This is a genomic window from Rhodospirillales bacterium (assembly GCA_016872535.1).
GTDB lineage: Bacteria > Pseudomonadota > Alphaproteobacteria > Rhodospirillales > 2-12-FULL-67-15 > 2-12-FULL-67-15.
Map to the genome: position 1 here is coordinate 1 of VGZQ01000018.1, position 19,363 is coordinate 19,363.

Annotated in this window: 16 protein-coding genes; 6 read left to right on the top strand and 10 right to left on the bottom strand. The window is 64.4% G+C overall.

Going from position 1 to position 19,363, the window contains the following annotated elements; genetic code table 11:
• The 6 genes from FJ311_05270 to FJ311_05295 all read right to left on the bottom strand — a co-directional run.
• A partial coding sequence (locus tag FJ311_05270) for an ABC transporter ATP-binding protein (protein MBM3950846.1) occupies window positions 1-506 on the bottom strand: 506 nt, incomplete at its 3' end.
• Complete coding sequence (locus FJ311_05275; protein MBM3950847.1) at window positions 503-1,285, bottom strand: ATP-binding cassette domain-containing protein; 783 nt, start codon at window positions 1,283-1,285, stop codon at window positions 503-505. The genes FJ311_05275 and FJ311_05270, both read right to left, overlap by 4 nt.
• Before the next feature lie 35 nt (window positions 1,286-1,320).
• Window positions 1,321-2,823: a high-affinity branched-chain amino acid ABC transporter permease LivM gene (gene livM, locus FJ311_05280; GenBank protein ID MBM3950848.1), complete on the bottom strand. Its 1,503-nt coding sequence runs from the start codon at window positions 2,821-2,823 to the stop codon at window positions 1,321-1,323.
• A 4-nt stretch (window positions 2,824-2,827) separates the two neighbouring features.
• The gene (locus FJ311_05285) at window positions 2,828-3,742 is read right to left on the bottom strand and encodes a branched-chain amino acid ABC transporter permease LivH (protein ID MBM3950849.1); all 915 of its coding nucleotides are present in this window, start codon (window positions 3,740-3,742) and stop codon (window positions 2,828-2,830) included.
• Between the two features lie 88 nt (window positions 3,743-3,830).
• Window positions 3,831-4,019 (bottom strand): hypothetical protein, encoded by a 189-nt coding sequence (locus tag FJ311_05290; GenBank protein MBM3950850.1) that lies wholly within the window; start codon window positions 4,017-4,019, stop codon window positions 3,831-3,833.
• Between the two features lie 34 nt (window positions 4,020-4,053).
• Entirely contained in the window at window positions 4,054-7,392 is a 3,339-nt protein-coding gene (locus FJ311_05295; protein ID MBM3950851.1) for a methylmalonyl-CoA mutase, read from the bottom strand.
• Between the two features lie 182 nt (window positions 7,393-7,574).
• Between FJ311_05295 and hemB the strand changes: the two genes are divergently transcribed.
• Window positions 7,575-8,636, top strand: coding sequence for a porphobilinogen synthase (hemB, locus tag FJ311_05300; protein ID MBM3950852.1), 1,062 nt, complete (start codon window positions 7,575-7,577; stop codon window positions 8,634-8,636).
• On the opposite strand, the gene FJ311_05305 is transcribed toward hemB, so the two are convergent.
• Together FJ311_05305 and FJ311_05310 are read right to left on the bottom strand one after the other, a co-directional pair.
• The gene (locus tag FJ311_05305; GenBank protein ID MBM3950853.1) at window positions 8,633-9,121 is read right to left on the bottom strand and encodes a chemotaxis protein CheW; all 489 of its coding nucleotides are present in this window, start codon (window positions 9,119-9,121) and stop codon (window positions 8,633-8,635) included. The genes hemB and FJ311_05305 overlap by 4 nt on opposite strands.
• A gap of 96 nt (window positions 9,122-9,217) precedes the next feature.
• Window positions 9,218-10,150: an alpha/beta hydrolase gene (locus tag FJ311_05310; protein MBM3950854.1), complete on the bottom strand. Its 933-nt coding sequence runs from the start codon at window positions 10,148-10,150 to the stop codon at window positions 9,218-9,220.
• Between the two features lie 193 nt (window positions 10,151-10,343).
• Between FJ311_05310 and FJ311_05315 the strand changes: the two genes are divergently transcribed.
• Genes FJ311_05315 through FJ311_05335 form a run of 5 tightly spaced genes read left to right on the top strand, consistent with a single transcriptional unit; the run spans window position 10,344 to window position 17,118 of the window.
• Window positions 10,344-12,410 (top strand): ABC transporter ATP-binding protein, encoded by a 2,067-nt coding sequence (locus FJ311_05315; GenBank protein MBM3950855.1) that lies wholly within the window; start codon window positions 10,344-10,346, stop codon window positions 12,408-12,410.
• Between the two features lie 55 nt (window positions 12,411-12,465).
• Entirely contained in the window at window positions 12,466-14,043 is a 1,578-nt protein-coding gene (locus FJ311_05320; GenBank protein MBM3950856.1) for an ABC transporter substrate-binding protein, read from the top strand.
• Window positions 14,044-14,097: 54 nt separating this feature from the next.
• Complete coding sequence (locus FJ311_05325) at window positions 14,098-15,051, top strand: ABC transporter permease (protein ID MBM3950857.1); 954 nt, start codon at window positions 14,098-14,100, stop codon at window positions 15,049-15,051.
• A 4-nt stretch (window positions 15,052-15,055) separates the two neighbouring features.
• On the top strand, window positions 15,056-15,964 hold the full coding sequence (locus FJ311_05330) for an ABC transporter permease (GenBank protein ID MBM3950858.1): 909 nt from the start codon (window positions 15,056-15,058) through the stop codon (window positions 15,962-15,964).
• Window positions 15,961-17,118 (top strand): CoA transferase, encoded by a 1,158-nt coding sequence (locus FJ311_05335; protein ID MBM3950859.1) that lies wholly within the window; start codon window positions 15,961-15,963, stop codon window positions 17,116-17,118. Before FJ311_05330 ends, FJ311_05335 begins: the two co-directional genes overlap by 4 nt.
• Here the strand turns inward: FJ311_05335 and FJ311_05340 are convergent.
• Window positions 17,115-17,774: an HAD family phosphatase gene (locus FJ311_05340; GenBank protein MBM3950860.1), complete on the bottom strand. Its 660-nt coding sequence runs from the start codon at window positions 17,772-17,774 to the stop codon at window positions 17,115-17,117. The two genes, FJ311_05335 and FJ311_05340, sit on opposite strands and share 4 nt — an antisense overlap.
• Complete coding sequence (locus FJ311_05345; protein MBM3950861.1) at window positions 17,761-19,332, bottom strand: GNAT family N-acetyltransferase; 1,572 nt, start codon at window positions 19,330-19,332, stop codon at window positions 17,761-17,763. The genes FJ311_05340 and FJ311_05345 overlap by 14 nt, the downstream gene beginning before the upstream one ends.
• Window positions 19,333-19,363 lie beyond the last annotated feature (31 nt).

Below are 19,363 nucleotides of genomic sequence, written 5' to 3' on the forward strand. Positions count from 1 at the left end.
GCGAGACCGAGCGACGGCTCGTCGAGCAGCAACAGGCGGGGCCGGCTCATCAAGGCGCGCGCGATGGCGAGCATCTGTTGTTCGCCGCCCGAGAGCGTTCCGCCGCGCTGCTCGCGGCGTTCTTTCAGCAATGGAAACAGACGGAAGGCGCGTTCCAGGTCGGCGCCGACATCGCTTTGCGACGGGGCCGCTACGGCCCCCATGAGAAGATTTTCGGTCACCGTCATGCGCGGGAAAATGCGCCGGCCCTCGGGCGCCTGCGAAATGCCGAGGCGAATGATGGCGTGGGTCGGCATGCGGGTGATGTCGCGGCTGTCGAAGCGGATGACGCCCCGGGCCGCGCGCGGGTTACCGCATACGGTCATCAGGAGCGTAGACTTTCCGGCGCCGTTGGCGCCGATCAGGGTCACAATCTCGCCCTCGCGCACTTCGAGATCGACGCCGTGCAGGGCTTCGATGTTGCCGTAAGCCGCATGCACGCCGGCGAGTGACAGCAAGACGCTCATGCCGCCCCCCCCATCTCGCTCCCTTGTTCCTCGCCGAGATAAGCGCGGATCACGTCCGGGTTGCCGCGTACCTCGGCCGGCACGCCTTCGGCGATCTTGCGGCCGTAATCGAGCACCACGATCCGATCCGAAATCGACATCACTACGCCCATGTCGTGTTCGATCAGCAGGACGCCGATGTGGTGGGTGTCGCGGATGAACGTGAGCAGCGCATTGAGATCGCCGGTTTCGCGCGCGTTGAGGCCAGCGGCGGGCTCATCCAGGCAGAGAAGTTGGGGCTCGGTGCACATGGCGCGCGCGATTTCGAGGCGACGCTGGTCGCCGTACGGCAGGCTGCCGGCGTCGATGTCGGCCCGCGCGGTCAATCCGACCCGGTCAAGCCAGTAACGCGCTCGCTCCACGGCGCGGGCCTCGGCGTGGCGGTATATCCCGAGGCCGAACAGCCCGGCGAGCGTGTATCCCGAAGCGCGCATCAGTTCGTTGTGCTGGGCGACGATAAGATTTTCCAGCACCGACATGCCGCGGAACAGCCGGATGTTCTGAAACGTGCGCGCCACTTTCGCCGCAGCCGCGATGCGGAAGCCCTCCATCCGTTCGAGCAGGAATTCGCCGCCCTGGTGCGCCAGCCGCATCCGGCCGCTGGTCGGGGCGTAAAATCCGGTCAGGCAGTTGAACAACGTCGTCTTGCCGGCGCCATTGGGACCGATAATGGCGGTGATGTTCCCGGTTTCGGCGGTAAACGACACGTCGTCGACCGCGACTAGGCCGCCGAAGCGCATGGTCAGATGCTCAACCGTCAGCAGTGGCGCAGCGGTCACGGCGGCCCGCCTTGCGTCGACAAACGCAGGGTCGGCTCGCGATGGGCGAGTAATCCGGCCGGCCGCCACAGCATGATCCCGACCATGGCCGCGCCGAACGCGATCATGCGGTATTGATGGAGATCGCGGAAAAATTCGGGCAGTCCGATCAGCAGCACCGCGGCCAGCACCACGCCGATCTGGCTGCCCATGCCGCCCAGGACGACGATGGCGAGGATGACGGCGGATTCGATGAAGGAAAAGCTCTCGGGGCTGACGAAACCTTGCCGGGTGGCGAAGAAAGCGCCGGCGAAGCCGCCGAAACCGGCGCCGATGGCGAACGCGGTCAGCTTGGTGTTGGTCGGGTTGATGCCGAGCGAGCGGCAGGCGATCTCGTCCTCGCGCAACGCTTCCCACGCGCGCCCGATCGGCAGGCGGCGAATGCGCAGCGTGAACAAGTTGGTGATCATCGCCAGCGCCAGGATGACGTAATAGAGAAAAACGACGCGGTGATTGGGTGAGAATTCGATCGGCCAGATCAGGCTGACGAAGGTGTGGAACGAATGGGTACCCTCCGGCGGGCTTGCCGTGAACGGCAGGCCGAAGAACGACGGCCGGGGAATTCCGGTCAGGCCGTTCGGCCCGCCGGTGAATTGGTACCAGTTGAGCAGGATGATGCGGATCATCTCGCCGAAACCGAGGGTGACGATGGCGAGATAGTCGCCGCGCAGGCGCAACACCGGAAAGCCGAGCAGAACGCCGGCGAACGCCGCCATGATGCCGGCGAACGGCAAGCATATCCAGAAATTGAGACCGAAGTTCTGGGCCAGCAGCGCGTACGAATAGGCGCCGACCGCATAAAAGGCGACGTAGCCAAGATCGAGCAGTCCGGCCAGGCCGACGACGATATTCAGCCCCCACCCCAGCATGATGTAGGTGACGACGAGGATGGCGATGTCGATCAGGCGGCGGTCGGCGAACGGCATCAACGGCAACGCGATCGCCAGCAGCAGAATGAGCGGACCGGCGAAACGGGCGATGCGCTGCACCTGGGCGCCGAGATGATCCATCACCGACTCGCGCGCGTCGGCACCCTGCATGACCGCGACTGGCGCGTGACGAAGCCGCCACGCGGCGCAGAGAGCGAGAAACGCGGCGAACGCGACGATCAGCCAGTTGGGCATGGCGACGTCGAACAGCAGCGCGAGCCGCAACGGATGAGCGGGCGCGAACCATTGCGCGAGCGCGACCGCGAGCGCGACCGCCGCGCCTCCCGCGGCGACCGGCGCGTGCAATCCCGCGCGCAACAGCAGCACGCCGAACCGTCCCAGCGCGGCGGCGGCGGCGGCGGTAAGGACGTCGTCGAAGCGGAAGTGGAGCGGCGCGAGGGCGGCGGCGGAGCCGTCCTGGATGCGCACGCCGACCAGCGCGACGGCGAGCCCGAAGACCAGCAACCCGGCCAGGGCGGATTGCCGGAGGATATCGTTCGCGGGCACGCTCGCCGACGATCGCGCCGCCATCGGGTCAGACCTTTTCCACGTCCGGCCGGCCGAGCAATCCGGTTGGCCGGAAGATCAGCACCACGACCAGCACGGTGAACGCGGCGACATCCTTGTATTCGACCGAGAAATAGGCCGACCAGAACGCCTCGATCAGGCCGATCAGCAGGCCGCCGAGCATGGCGCCGGGCAACGAACCGATCCCGCCCAGCACCGCGGCGGTGAACGCCTTAATGCCGGCATGAAAGCCGATGTAGAAATCGACCACGCCGTAGTGCAGCAGAAAGATCAAACCGGCCACGGCGGCAAGCGCGGCGCCCATAATGAAAGTTTGGGCGATGGTGCGATCGACGTCGACGCCGACCAGGGACGCCATCTTCAGGTCCTGTTCGCACGCGCGCTGGGCGCGCCCCAACGATGTGCGCTGGATCAACAGGGAGAACGCCGCCATCAGCGCGACCGTCAGCACGACGATCAGGATTTGCAGATAACCGAGCGTCACGACGAAATCGCCGCGCCGCATGATCTCGATGCCGCCGGTAACGATGGGCTGGATCGGCTTGACCCGCGCGCCCTGCACCAGCTGAACGTAGTTTTGCAGGAAGATCGACATGCCGATCGCGGTGATCAATGCCGCGAGCCGGGGCGAGTGGCGCAACGGGCGATAGGCGATGCGTTCCAATGCCCAGCCGTAAAGCGGCGTCAGCGCCATGGTCACCAGCAGCGCGACCAGGATCGCCAGCGGCGCCCAGGTGATGCCGAACAGGCCGAGCAGCAGAAACGCGATGATCGAAATGAAACCGCCGATCATGAAAATTTCGCCGTGGGCGAAATTGATCATGCCGATGATGCCGTACACCATCGTATAGCCGATGGCGATGAGCGCGTAGATCGCGCCCAGGGTGATGCCGTTGATCAGCTGTTGGGTGAAATACTCCATTCGCTCCCCGGCGCCGGACCCGGGATGCGTGGCCCCGGATTCTCGATCGTTTCAATCAATGGAAACGGTAACGGAGCCGTTCACGCAGTCAAGCGGTTTCTCCCCTCTCCTTGCGCGCGGATTGCTCCGCGCGACGCTTGAGGACGTACATGAGTTTGCGCGCTGCGAGGCGCTTCAGCGCCGCGACGCTGCGTTCGGCGTCGCCGACCGAGACGACTTCGATACCGGTTGCGGGATCGATGGCGGTGACCCGCACCACCCGGCCGACGTATTGCATCTCGAACAGGACTTCGGACACTGGCGGCGTGGGACTACATATTGCGGCGGTACTGTCCGCCGGCCTCGAACAGGGCGTGGGTGATCTGGCCGAGGGAACAGCAGCGCACCGCGTCCATCAGGACCGCGAAAATATTTTCTCCCGCGATCGCGGCTCCCTGCAGGCGCTTGAGCATGGCCGGGGCCTCGTGCGCGTGGCGCCGGTGAAAATCGGCGAGCCGGGCGATCTGGCTTTCCTTTTCGCCCTCGGTCGAGCGGGCGAGCTTGGGCGCCTCCGGGATCGCTTCGCCCGAGGGATTGAGGAACGTGTTGACGCCGACGATCGGCAGCCGCCCGTCGTGCTTGAGCGTTTCGTAGTAAAGAGACTCTTCTTGAATCTTGGCGCGCTGGTAGCCGGTTTCCATGGCGCCCAGCACGCCGCCGCGTTCGGCAATGCGTTCGAATTCGGCCAAGACCGCCTCCTCCACCAAGTCGGTCAACTCGTCGATGACGAACGCGCCCTGGTTGGAGTTCTCGTTGTTGGCGAGGCCCCACTCGCGGTTGATGATGAGCTGAATGGCGAGCGCGCGCCGCACCGATTCCTCGGTCGGCGTGGTGATCGCCTCGTCGTAAGCGTTGGTGTGCAGGCTGTTGCAGTTGTCATAGGTGGCGATCAGCGCCTGCAGGGTGGTGCGGATGTCGTTGAACGACATTTCCTGGGCGTGCAGCGAACGGCCCGAGGTCTGTAGGTGGTACTTGAGCCGCTGCGAGCGTTCGCCCGCGTCGTACTTCTCGCGCATGGCGACCGCCCAAATACGCCGCGCGACCCGGCCCATGACCGTGTATTCCGGGTCCATGCCGTTGGAGAAGAAGAAGGAAAGATTGGGCGCGAAGTCGTCGATCTTCATGCCGCGCGCGAGATAGGCCTCGACGTAGGTGAAGCCGTTGGCGAGCGTGAAGGCGAGCTGCGAGATCGGGTTCGCCCCGGCTTCGGCGATGTGATAGCCGGAGATCGAGACCGAATAGAAATTTCTGACCCGCCGCTGGATGAAGTATTCCTGGATGTCGGCCATCATGCGGAGCGCGAATTCGGTCGAAAAGATGCAGGTGTTCTGGCCCTGGTCTTCCTTGAGAATGTCGGCCTGGACGGTGCCGCGGATGTTTTCGAGCACGGTTTGCGCGATGCGCGCGCGCTCGTCGTCGCCGGGCGCGCGTCCGTGCTCCTTGGCGAACCGTTCGAATTGCTGGTCGATGGCGGTATTGAAGAACATGGCGAGGATGGTCGGCGCCGGGCCGTTGATGGTCATCGAGACCGAGGTCGACGGCGCGCACAGCTCGAAGCCGTCGTAGAGCGCCTTCATGTCGTCGAGGGTGGCGATCGAGACGCCCGAATTGCCGACCTTGCCGTAAATGTCGGGCCGCCGGTCGGGATCGAAGCCATAGAGCGTTACGGAATCAAACGCGGTCGAAAGGCGCGTCGCGGCGGCATGCGCCGACAGCGCCTTGAAACGGCGGTTGGTGCGGAACGGATCGCCCTCGCCCGCGAACATGCGGGTCGGGTCCTCGTCCGCGCGCTTGAACGGGAACACACCGGCGGTGAAAGGAAAGCGCCCGGGCAGGTTTTCGCGCCACAACCAGCGCAGCAGTTCGCCCTCGTCTTCGTAGCGCGGCAGCGCGATGCGCGGAATGGGAAGACCCGAGAGGGACGCGCGCTTGAGCGCGACCGTGGTTTTCCCGGAAGCAATTTCATCGCCTAAGTAGGCGTCACGGGTATTCGGCCAGTCGTCGAGCAACGCGCGGCTCCGCGGATCGAGGGCGGTTTCGCGCTCCCGGATCAGGGAATCGAGCGCGCCGGCGTTCGCGCCCGAAGCTTCCAGCATCCGGCGCGTTTCGCGCAGTTGCTGGCGCTCGCGCGCGAGCCGGGCCTGGGCTTCGCCCCGTCGGCGCCAGGTGCGCACCGCATCGGCGACCTCGGCGAGATAGCGCACGCGCTCCGGCGGCACGATCGCCCGTCCGGGCTGCGAGTGGCGAGCCGTCGGCGGCGGCGATTGGTCGGGAAACTGACGCAGCCCCTTGGACTCGAATTGGCGCAGGATTTCGCGGTAGACCGATGTCACGCCCGGATCGGCGAAACGCGAGGCGATGGCCCCGAATACCGGCATCTCGTCCGGCTTCCGGTCGAAGGCTTCGCGGTTGCGCTGGACCTGCTTTTGCACGTCGCGCAGCGCGTCGGCGGCGCCGCGCCGGTCGAACTTGTTGATCACCACGATGTCGGCATGGTCGAGCATCTCGATCTTTTCGAGTTGGCTCGCAGCGCCGAATTCCGGCGTCATGACATAAAGCGACACGTCGGCGAGATCGGCAATGCCGCTGTCGGCCTGGCCGATGCCGGGAGTCTCGACGATCACCAGGTCGAAGCCGGCCGCCTTGCACGCGGCGACGATGTCGCCGATCTGAGCCGGGATTTCATGTTCCGCGCCGCGCGTGGCGAGCGAGCGCATGAATACGTTGGGCGCGGCGATGGCGTTCATGCGGATGCGGTCGCCGAGCAGCGCGCCGCCGGTCCGCTTGCGGGTCGGATCGACGGCGATGACGGCGATCTTGGGTTCGCCGTCGTAAACGCGGAAGCGCCGGACGATTTCGTCGTTGAGCGAAGATTTGCCCGCCCCGCCGGTTCCGGTGACGCCGATCACCGGCACGTCGCGGCGCTCGTCCGCCGAAGCGCGAATATCCGCAAGCTGATGGGGTTTCAGGCCGCCTAATTCGATCGCGGTAATGACGCGCGCGAGCGCGGCGTGATCGCCCGTCTTGAAGGCGGCGAGGTCCGGCGCCCCTCCGGCGACGAGATCGCGCGCCGAACGGCGGATCATGTCGTCGATCATGCCGCGGAGGCCGAGCGCTTGGCCGTCGGCGGGCGAATAGATGCGCGTGACACCGTAGTCGTGCAGTTCCTTCATCTCGGCGGCGACGATCACGCCCCCGCCCCCGCCGAACACGCGAATGTCGCCGCGTCCCTTGGCGCGCAACAGGTCGATCAGGTACTTGAAATATTCGACGTGGCCGCCCTGGTAGGAACTGACGGCGACCGCGTGCGCGTCTTCCTGGATGGCGGCGACCGCGACGTCCTCGGCCGAGCGGTTGTGACCGAGGTGAATGACCTCGGCGCCGGCGGCCTGGAGGATGCGGCGCATGACGTTGATCGAGGCGTCGTGGCCGTCGAACAGGCTGGCGGCGGTGACGAAGCGCACCGGGGCCGTGCGCTTTTCAGGATGCGCCCCTCCCGGAGCGCGGTGGGTGCCGGGCTCGTGTTCGCGGTGGGGACTTTTGGCTTTCCCGTCGTCGGGCACGGTCGATCTCCGTAGGCGGCGCGCGGGCGAATCGTCATGCGAATGCATGCCTATCGGCATGACGCGCGCGTCATATGATGCGCCCCTACCGGCGCACGGCGGATTGTAGCCCAGTTTGGGGCTTTCGGCGCGCCTTCCGTTGACGTTAACGTAAATCAGCCCGTCCTCGGGGTCAAAGCCCCCCGCGCCACGGTGGCGCGTTCCGGTCCCGCCCCTTATGATTCGCGGCCATGAACGACCTTGGTAAGCGCCGCCCCGCTGCGTCCCTTGCTCCCGCCGACGACAAGCCCGCCCCCCTGGGCGGCTTTCCGCGCGTGCGTATGCGCCGCAACCGGCGCGCCGCGTGGGTACGGGATTTGGTCCGGGAACACGCCCTCGCGCCTTCCGACTTGATCTGGCCGGTGTTCGTCGTGGAAGGAACCAAGGCGCGCCAGCCGGTGCCGTCCATGCCCGGGGTCGAGCGGCTTTCCATCGACGTATTGGTGGAACAGGCGGCCGAAGCCAAGCACCTCGGCATTCCCGCCTTGGCCGTCTTTCCCCAAATCGCCGACAACCTCAAAACCCCGGACGCGCGCGAAGCCTATAATCCCGACAATCTGGTCTGCCGCGCGGTGCGGGCGCTGAAAAAAGCCCACCCCGATCTCGGCGTCGTGTGCGACGTGGCGCTCGATCCCTTCAACAGCGACGGCCACGACGGCTTGGTGCGCGACGGAAAAGTTCTCAACGACGAAACGGTCGCGGTTCTCCGCCGCCAGGCGGTGGTCCAGGCCGAAGCCGGCTGCGACGTGATCGCCCCTTCGGACATGATGGATGGACGCATCGGCGCGGTGCGCGACGCGCTCGACGCGGCCGGCCTCAAGGACGTGAACGTGCTCGCCTACGCCGCCAAGTACGCGTCCGCCTTCTACGGGCCGTTCCGCGACGCGGTCGGTTCCTCGGGCGCGCTCAAGGGCGACAAGAAAACCTATCAGATGGACCCCGCCAACACCGACGAAGCGCTGCGCGAGGTCGCCCTCGACATCGCCGAGGGCGCCGACATGGTGATGGTTAAGCCGGGGCTGCCCTATCTCGACGTGCTCCGGCGGGTGAAGGACGCGTTCAAAATGCCGACGTTCGTCTACAACGTCAGTGGCGAATACGCGATGCTCAAAGCCGCCGGGCAAAACGGCTGGTTGGATGCCGAGCGCGCGATGACGGAAACCCTGGTCGCGTTCAAGCGCGCCGGGGCCGACGCCATCCTCACCTATCACGCGATCGAGGCGGCGCGATTGCTGGCGAAGGCGAAGCCTTAGATTTTGACCTTGATGTCGAGCAGGCGCTCGACGTCCAGGATGACCAACAGCCGGTCTTTGAGGCGGTAGACGCCGTCGCAATACTCGCGCCAGCGCGCATCCAGCGTTCCCGGCGTCGATTCGTAGAGATCGTTCGACAGGCTGATCACGTCGCCGATCTTGTCCACCAGCAGGGTGTATAGATCGGGACCGTTTTCGACCGTCACCGCCATGTTGTCGTCGTGCTTGCCGTCGTTGCGGGGCGGCATGCCGAGGCGCGTGCGCACGTCGATCACGGTTACGATGCGACCGCGCAAATTGATCGAGCCGCGTACTTCGGGCGGCGCGAGCGGTATCTTGGCGATCTTTTCCGGCTTCAGGATGTCTTGGACCTTGAGGACCGGAATCCCGAACAACTGGTTGCCGACGATGAAGGTGGTGAAATCCTGCTGGCTGGCGCTCGTCGCAACTTCGCCGGGATTGATCGGGGCAAGGGCTTGGGCCATCGGCATTCTCCGCGGTCGATCGATCGTGCCCACAACATAGAAAGTCGAATGGCCGCCGCAAAGGGGGGAAAACCCCCTATGTGTCTCGCTCGATGGTTAAGAATTCCGGGGTGCCAGCCAGTCCGCCACGGCGGCGATTTGCTCTTCGGCCATGAGGGCGGGCGCATGGCCCACGCCGGGGAATGTGACGATTTCCGCTCTGGGTCCCGCCCCATCGGGGCCGCCTACGGCCATGGCGCGTGCGGTATCGGCGCTCAACACCTTGGAATTCTCGCCTCTCAGGACCAGGACCGGCACCCGCAACTTCGCCCACACCGCCCATAAATCGGCGTCCGCGTCGGCCGTCTTTCGGAACGGAACGGCCAGCGCCGGATCGTAGCGCAGCCGGAACCCTCCCCCCGACTCGGCGCGCACGCTGTGTCGGGCCAAGTGGGCCCAGTCCTCCTCGCCGAGCGGACCGAAGCCATCGTGCACCGAACGCACGTAGGCGACTGCCGCATCGAAATCGGGAAAGAAAGGATCGGTGCCGAGATAGGCTGCGATATCTTGCAGCGCCGACTTGGCGATGAAGGGGCCGATGTCGTTCATCACCAGCCGGCCCACCGGCGAATTCGGCTTGGCCGCAAGCAGCAGGCCGATCAGGCCGCCCATGGAGGTGCCGACCCAATCGATCGTTTCGACCCCGAGCCTCGCGATCAACACCGCCATGTCGGCGAGATATTGGGGCGCGGCGTAGTCGTCCGGGTTGGACAACCGACCGCTCAATCCGCGTCCGACCACGTCGGGACAGATCACGCGGCTTCCCCGCGCCGCCAACGCGCGCGCGAGAAAATCGAAATCGCGGCCCTGGCGCGTGAGCCCGTGGACGCAGACGACGACGCGGGAGCTGTCCGGCGAGCCCCATTCGACATAGGCGATTTTATGGAATCCATCGGGACCGAGTCCGAGCACATGCCCGGCGCGCGGGCGAATCCCCGCGCAAAGATCATTGGAAGGCGCCCCTATCGGGGCGTGCGGTTCCGATTTCATGTCAACCGATGATGGATGGCTTGCCGGTGGCCCGCAACCATCCCGGCGCCAGCGTGCGGATTTTTCACGAATTGCGAATGGGCCTGTCGAAAAATGTATCGTCGAAAAATGTATACAATACGATTGACCTGGTACGAACCAATGCCGAAACTGGTGGTTTAACGACCCACCCCCGAAAATCGATCGAATAGCGATGAACGTCGTTCCGCCGTCTTCTTCTCCCGCGTCATCCGGCGCCGCTCCGGCGTCATCGCCTTACTTGCTTGAAGTCGACGATTTGCATGTTCATTTCGTGACCTCGCGCGGGATCGTACGCGCGGTCGAGGGCATCTCCTATCGGGTGCGCCCGGGCGAGGTGGTGGCGCTGGTCGGCGAATCCGGTTGCGGTAAATCCGTGTCCGCGCTCGCTGTCATGCGTCTGCTTGCCAAACCTGCCGGCCGCATTGTCAAGGGCCGCGTCCTGTTTCAGGGACGCGATCTGCTGACCCTGTCCGAAGACGACATGCGCGAGTTGCGCGGGCGCGACATCGCCATGGTTTTCCAGGAACCAATGACGTCGCTCAATCCGGTGCTGACCATCGGTTTTCAGATCATGGAAACGCTGATCATTCACTTCGGGTGGGACGAAGCGCGCGCCCGGGCTCGGGCGCTGGAGTTGATGAAACTGGTCGGCATTCCCGACGGCGAACGTCGCCTCGATCAATACCCGCACCAGTTCTCCGGCGGCATGCGTCAGCGGGCAATGATTGCGATCGCGCTTGCTTGCAACCCCAAGCTGATCATCGCCGACGAGCCGACCACCGCTCTCGACGTGACCATCCAGGCGCAGATCCTGAAATTGATGAAGGATCTGTCGCGCGATCTCGGCATCGCGCTGGTGGTCATCACCCACAATCTCGGCGTAGTGGCGCGCTACGCCGACCGGGTCAACGTCATGTACGCCGCGCGTATCGCCGAACAAGCGTCGGCGGACAAACTGTTCGCGACCCCCCGCCATCCCTACACCCAGGGACTGATGCGCTCGGTGCCCCGGCTTGACAAGCCACGCACCGCCCGGCTCGAAACCATCGAGGGCCTGCCGCCCAACCTGCTCGATCCGCCCGCCGGTTGCCGTTTCGCCGAGCGTTGCTTCGCCGTCGCCGACGAATGCCGAAATCGCGTGCCCCCTCTCGAGGAAGTATCGGCCGACCATCATGCCGCCTGCTGGCGGGTCCGAGAGTTCGCGACTGCCAAGCGTGCCGCGACCGCGCCGGCGACCGTTGTGGAACGGACCAGTGCGGCCGCTTCCGCGACCCCGGTGATCGAAGTGCGGGACCTCGCCAAGCATTTCGCGGTCAAGGCGAAGGGAATCACCGGCGGCAGTGCCGTCGTGCGTGCCGTCAGCAACGTGTCGTTCCAGGTTCCGGCGGGCCGTACCCTGGGGCTGGTCGGCGAGTCCGGTTGCGGAAAGACGACCGTCGGCCGCCTGATCCTGAACCTGGAGACACCGACGGCGGGACGGGTGATGTTCGAAGGACGCGACTTGGCCGAAGGCGGCGCGGACGGAATCAAGGCGATGCGCCGGCGCGTGCAAGCGGTATTTCAGGATCCGTACAGCTCCCTCAATCCACGTATGACCGTCGGCCAGATCATCGCCGAGCCGCTGCTGGTCCACAAATTGGTCGACGGACGCAAGGCGGCCAAGGAACGCGTCGCCGAACTTCTCGCCGGCGTCGGCCTTTTCCCGTACATGGCGGAGCGCTACCCGCACGAACTTTCGGGCGGCCAGCGCCAGCGCGTCGGCGTGGCCCGCGCGCTCGGCATGAATCCGTCCTTCATCGTTTGCGACGAACCGGTATCGGCGCTCGACGTCTCGATCCAGGCGCAGATCATCAACTTGCTCGAGGATTTGCAGACGCAATTCGGCATCGCCTACCTGTTCATTGCCCACGATCTTGCGGTCGTGCGTCACATCGCGCACCAAGTCGCCGTCATGTATTTGGGACGGATCATGGAAGTGGCGGATCGGGACGCGCTCTACGACTCCCCCATCCATCCCTACACCCAGGCGCTGCTTGCCGCCGCGCCCACGCCCGATCCGGAAGCGGAAAAGCGCCGCCCGCACGCGCTGCTCGCGGGCGAGGTGCCGAGCCCTTTGTCGCCACCCCCCGGCTGCGTGTTCAGTACCCGTTGCCCGCGCGCGACCGATGCTTGTAAAGTAACGGTTCCGGACCTGAAGACCGTCGGTCCTGGCCACCAAGCGGCTTGTCTATTGGTTTAAAACGGCGCGTTCGCAAGGACGCGTGACGTCAACAGCTTACAGGGAGGAAATTACGATGAAACTTCATTTGGTTGTTATGGCCGCGGTCGCGACCGCTCTGCTTGCGCCGATTTCCGCCGGTGCCCAAACCCCGAAGAAGGGCGGTGAGTTGAAATTCGCGGTATCGGCCGAACCGCCCGACTACGATTGCCACAAAAACACGTCGTTCGCGTTCATTCATCCGGTGCGGCCGCACTACTCCACCTTGCTCAAGTTCGACGAGGCGAAATACCCGGCGATCATCGGCGATTTGGCCCAATCCTGGCAGGTGTCGCCCGACAATCTGACCTTCACCTTCAAGCTCAAGCCGAACGTCAAGTTCCACGACGGCTCGACGTTGACCTCGGCCGACGTCAAGGCGAGCTACGAACGCATCGTCAATCCGCCCCAAGGCGTGATCAGCATCCGCAAGGCGTCCTACGCCGATATCGGCGCAATCGAGACTCCCGATCCCCTGACCGTCGTGTTCAAGCTTAAGAAGCCGAACGCGGGCATGCTTGCCCAATTCGCTTCGCCCTGGGATTGCATCTATAGCGCGGCCAAACTCAAGCAGGATCCCAAGTTCCCGGAAAAGAACATCCTCGGCACCGGGCCGTTCAAGTTCGTCAGCCATACCGCGGGCTCGCATTGGATCGGCGAACGCTTCGCCGATTACTTCGAGCCGGGAAAGCCCTATCTCGACAGCTTCCGCGCGGTGTTCGTGGGCGGAGCGGCGATGGTCAACGCGCTGCAGGCCGGCGAAGTTCTGGTCGAATTCCGCGGCCAATCGCCCGCCAATCGCGACAAGCTCGTCGCCGCGCTCGGCGACAAGGTTTCGGTCGTCGAAACGCCCTGGATCTGCAACTTGGTGGTCGGTTTCAACACCGAGAAGAAGCCCTTCGACGATCCGCGCGTGCGCCGCGCGTTGTCGCTCGCCATCGACCGCTGGCAGGGGTCCCAGGCGCTCTCCAAGATCGCGTTGGTGCGCGATGTCGGCGGCGTGCTGCGTCCGGGCTATTCGCTCGCCGCGAAGGAATCGGAGCTGGTCAACTATCCCGGCTTCAGCAAGGACATCAAGAAATCCCGCGAAGAGGCTAAAAAACTTCTGCAGGAGGCAGGTGTCCCCAACCTCAAATTCAAGTTCATCAACCGCAATGTCCCGATGCCGTACACGCCGGTCGGCGTGTTCCTGATTGACCAATGGCGCCAGATCGGAGTGACCGTCGAACACGAGCAACTCGAGACCAAGCTCTACCAGGCGGCGCTCTCCAGCGGCAACTACGAGGCCGGCCTCGACTTCAATTGCGATTACATGGACGATCCCAACATCCTGCTCATCAAGTACGTCTCCGCCGACAAATCCTCGGTCAACTACGGTCGCTACAACGATCGCAAACTCGACGATTTGTACGAGAAGCAGATGCGCGCCACCGACTTGACGGAACGGGCCCGATTGGTTCGCGAGTTCGAGAAGCACGCTCTTGAACAGGCCTACACGATCCCGACCATCTGGTGGCATCGCATCATCGTCTATTGGAAGCAAATGAAGGGTTGGCACCTGACGCCTAGCCATTACGTCGGTCAGGATTTGGCCGAAGTCTGGCTCGACCGGTAAATTTTCCATCCTAGGTCCCCTCCCCCCGCGCGGGGGAGGGGTTCTCGGACGCCCATGCTTCGCTACACCGTCCAACGCCTGCTGATGATGATCCCGACGCTGTTCGGTGTCGCGGTCCTGGTGTTCGTCATGCTCCGGGTCATGCCGGGCGACATCGTGGAGTTGCGCTTGCGCGCCGAAGGCGCCCAGGTTACGCCCGAGATCCTGGCGATGGAACGCGCCCGTCTCGGGCTCGATAAGCCCATGCTCGCCCAGTTTTTCGATTGGATGGGCGGACTGTTGACCGGCGATTTTGGCATCTCGATGTGGACCGGCCGTCCGGTCGCCCACGAGATCGCGATCCGGCTCGAACTCTCGCTCGAGCTCGCGATCCTCGCCACCATTCTCGCGACCTTGATCGCGTTGCCGTTGGGCACGCTCGCCGCGTTGTTCAAGGACCGTTGGCCGGATCGCGTCATCAGCGTTTTCGCCATCGCCGGCCTTGCCGTGCCGTCATTCTGGTTTGGCATGATCATCATTTTGGTCCTGCTCTGGAACTTCAACTGGATTCCGCCGTTGACCTTCACGCCGCTGCTCGAGGATCCGGTCAAGAACCTCTCGCAACTGATTTGGCCCGCGCTCGCGGTCGGCTATCGTTATTCGGCGGTGGCGACGCGCATGACCCGCTCGACCATTCTTGAAGTCCTGCAGGAGGATTACATCCGCACCGCGCGCGCCAAGGGGGTGTTCGAGCGCCTGGTGGTCGCCCGTCACGCCATGCGCAACGCGATGCTGCCGGTGGTGACGGTGATCGGCCTCGAGTTCGCGTTCCTGATCGGCGGATTGGTGGTGACCGAGCAGGTCTTCAACCTCAACGGCATCGGCAAGCTGTTCGTCAACGTTCTGGCGCGCGGCGACTACACCATGATTCAGGCGCTGGTGATGCTGGTGGCGGCGTTCTTCATTTTCGTCAACTTCGTCGTCGATCTGCTCTACGCCGTGCTCGATCCGCGCATTCGTTACGGGTGATCCGATGTCCGTTCCCGCCCCCGCCGTTGCCGTCGACGATTTGCCCTACGCGGTTCCCAAGCGCCGCGGCTTTTTCGCGCGCTTCGTCACCACCCACCCGCTCGGCGCCGCCGGATTGCTGGTGATCGTGGCGATGATTCTGGCCGGAATCTTCGCCGAGCAGGTCTCTCCCTATGATCCGCTCGCCGTCGATTACGGCGCGATGCTGGCCAAGCCTTCGGCCGAACATTGGCTCGGCACCGACACCTTCGGCCGTGACGTGCTGTCGCGCATCATTCACGGTGCGCGCACCGCGTTGCTGGTCGGGTTCCTGTCGTCGTTCGTCGGCTCGACGCTCGGCGCGGCCGTGGGCGTGGCCTCGGCATACTTCGGCGGTCGGATCGACATGACCTTGCAATCGCTGATGGACATCCTGATTTCGTTTCCGCTGATCGTGCTCGCGCTCGCGGTCGTCGCCATCCTCGGCAAGAACATCGTCTTCGGCCTCGATCTCAATCTGATCATCGCCATCGCCATACCGATGGTGCCGCGGGTCTATCGCGTGGTGCGTTCGTCGGGGCTGGCGATCCGCGAAATGGCCTACATCGACGCCGCCCGCACCGCCGGCTTCTCGCATAGCCGGATCGTCTTCCGCCACATTGCCCCGAACGTGGTCGCGCCGTACCTGATCATGGTGACCGCGCTGGTCGCCCAGGCGATCCTGCTCGAGGCTTCGCTCTCGTTCCTCGGCCTCGGCGTGACCGAGCCGACCGCCGCCTGGGGCTTGATGCTGTCGGGCACCGCCGACGATTTCTATCAGCAGGCGCCGTGGATGATTATTTTCCCGGGCCTCGCCATCAGTCTTGCCGTATTCGCTTTCAATCTGTTCGGCGATTCATTGCGCGACTGGCTGGATCCCAAGATCAAACTTTGATGGACATGCGCGGTCCACTCGACGGAGTCATGGTGCTGGACCTGACCCGGGTCCTGGCCGGTCCCTATTGCACGCTGGTGTTGTCGGACTTGGGCGCCCGCGTCGTCAAGGTCGAAACGCCGAAGGGCGGCGACGACGCGCGTCACTTCGGCCCGTTCGTCAAGGACCGCTCGGCCTATTTCGTCTCGCTCAATCGCGGCAAGGAAAGCATCGCCCTCGATCTCAAGCTCGACGCCGACCGTGCGATCTTCGAGCGGTTGCTCGGTATTACCGATGTGCTGGTCGAAAACTTCCGTCCCGGCACGATGGAAAAACTCGGCTACGGCTACGGCACTCTGAAACCACGCTTTCCCCGCCTGATCTATGCCGCGGCGTCGGGGTTCGGCCATACCGGTCCCTATTCGTCCCGGCCCGCCTACGACATGGTGGTGCAAGGCATGGGCGGCATCATGAGTTTGACCGGCTATCCCGGCGGGCCACCAACTCGAGTGGGGAGTTCGATCGGCGACATCACCGCCGGGTTGTTCACGGCGATCGGCGTCGCGTCCGCCCTGTTCCACCGCGCGCGCACGGGCGAAGGGCAGATGATCGACGTCGCTATGCTCGATTGCCAGGTCGCGATCCTGGAAAACGCCATCGCCCGCTACACCGCCACCGGCGAGGTGCCGGGGCCGCTCGGCGCGCGCCATCCGACCATCACGCCGTTCGGCGCCTTCACCGCAGCCGACAGGCATCTGATCATTGCCGCCGGCAACGACGCGCTGTTCGCGAAACTGTGCGAGGCGCTGGGGCGGACTGATCTCGTCGCCAATCCTCTGTTCCGCACCAACCCGCTGCGCACGGAGCACAACGCCGCACTCAAGGATGAAATGGAATCCGCGCTCGCTAAGAAGACCGTGGCCGAATGGCTGGCGATCCTGGAAAAAGCCGGCGTGCCGTGCGGTCCCATCAACAACGTCGCCCAGGTGCTGGCCGATCCGCACGTGCGCGCCCGCAACATGGTGGTGACGTCCGACGATCCCGTGGCGGGGAAGGTCACCATGGCGGGCAACCCGATCAAGATGTCGGCGTTCGCCGATCCGACGACGCGCGGGCGTGCGCCCGACCTCGACGCCGACCGAACGCGCATCTTGAAGGAACTCGGGCTGAATTAATCGTCGTTCTCGATCCGTTTGCGCGCGTCGGCGAGGCTCGTGACGAAATCCACGCCCGCCGGCCAGCCGGAGAGGTGGTGCTTCGGATCGCGGAGCAGCGCCAGCGTCGGAATGCCGGCGGCGCGCGCGGACGCGGCGCCTTGGGGCGAATCCTCGATCGCCAGCGCGGCAGCCGGCGCGCAACTCGTTCGCGCGAGCGCGGCGAGATAGGGATCCGGCGCTGGCTTGCCGCGCGCGACCGCGTCCCCTCCCACCACCACGTCGACCAAACCGTCAAGTCCCGCGCGCGCGAGCCAGGCACGGGTGCGCGCTTCGCCGTTGGAGGTGACGACACCGGTTGTCCATCCCTTCGTTTTCGCCGTCGTCAGCAGATCGCGCGCGCCCGGGCTCGGCGGCACCGCGCCGTAGACTTCTTCGATCAGCGCCTGATAACGCACGAGCAACTCGGCTTCCGGCTGGGGAAGGCCGTGGGTGGCTTTCAAAACGCGAATGCATTCCGGGATCGGGGGACCGTTGAGGCGGTTAAACTCGGCGTCGCTCGGAACCAGCCCCGCACCTTCCATGAACCGCCGGTAGACGGACTTCATCGCGTCGAGGCTGTCGGCGAGCGTGCCGTCGAGATCGAGCAATAAGGCGCGGGTCTCAGTCGGCGGCATCGTCGGGCTTCAGCCCCTCGCCCGTCTCGATTGCACGTCGGGCCTTGCGGCCGGCGATGCGATCAAGATGACGCGGGTGCGCCCCCAGGGTCCGTTGACCGGGGCGGAGAATGGCAAAATTATCGTTTTCGCGCAGGATTTCCCCTTTCTTGATCGGGCGCGTTGCTTGAAGACCGCGCCGGGCGTAAGCCGCGAGTTCCTGTTCGGCATCGAGCACGCGCTTTACGCCGTCTCCCAGCGCTTGTTCGGCCAAGCGCACTTCGGCGACGAGCCGCTTCAATTCATCCGGAATCAACGCAAACGAATGATCCGGGCCTGGCAACCGGTTGTCGAGCGTATAGTGCTTTTCGATTACGCGTGCGCCGAGCGCGACCGCCATGACCGGCCCGAGTGCCGGCTCGCGGCTATGATCGGAAAGGCCGGCTGCGACACCGAAGCGTTTCTTTAGCCACGGAATCGTCGATAGGTTGAGGCTCGTAATCGGTGCGGGATATTTCGCCGTACACTGCATCAAGCAGATATCCTTTCCGCCGTTGGCGTGAAACGTGTCCACCGCCCAGGCAATGTCGCTTTCGACGCTCGCTCCGGTCGACAGCACGAGCGGTTTGCCGGATCGACCGGCGAGTTCGAGCAGACGCAGATGGCTGATCTCGTAGGACGCGATCTTGTGAACCGCCACATGCGGGTCGATGGCGGCGAAATCTTCGGGTGAAAACGGGGTCGACATGAAAGCAATTCCGCGCGTGCGGCAGTAGGCGGCGAGCTCCGGCACCATGCCATGCGGCATGGCCAGATCGGCAAAGATGTCTCGGATATCCTCCTTGATGCCGGTATCGGAGAGATAGTCGCTGTGCCCCGCATTCGCGACGTAGACGCTTTCCGGACGGTAGGTCTGGAACTTGACTGCGTCGGCGCCGGCCTCTACCGCGACGTCGATCAGGGCCTTGGCCATGGCCATGTCGCGTTTGGCCGTACCCATACGCCAGTTTGAGCCGGCTTCGGCGATGACGAAAACCCGGCCGCGGCGCCAAAACGCGGGGGTCAATTCATCAACGTAGCGAACGATGGCGCAATCCTCGCCAGTGTCGGCAACCGTTTTGCGCGCGGGGCCGAGCTCCGCGTACCCGGCGTTAACGAAGGTCTTATGCGACGTTTTGTTTTCCGCGCGTACCTCGGCAATGACGCTGTCCACGCCTTGCGCGGTCAAGTGGGGGCGGATCGCGCGCAAGATCATCGTGCCCAGGCCGCGCCCGCGCACCTCGGGCGCGAGATTGATGGAGATATCCACGATCAATCCGGACAGTCCTTGCGGGTGCGCAATGCGCCGGAACCGCAAGAAGCCGACCCGCTTGCCATTTTCGAGCGCGAAAACCGGTTTGGGCGATCCATCGCTGGCAAAATAACGGTCGCGGTACTCGGGCCAGAAATCCTCCCACACCTTAGGCGCACGATGAAAAGCGCTGGCGAGTGATTGGGGGTCGTTGCGCCAAGCCATCACTTCCCGCGCGTGAGATTCGACCGGCAGGCACGATTCGAAGGATATGGTGGAAGAGGTCATATATGAACCATCGGCGGCACTGCCTGTCGCA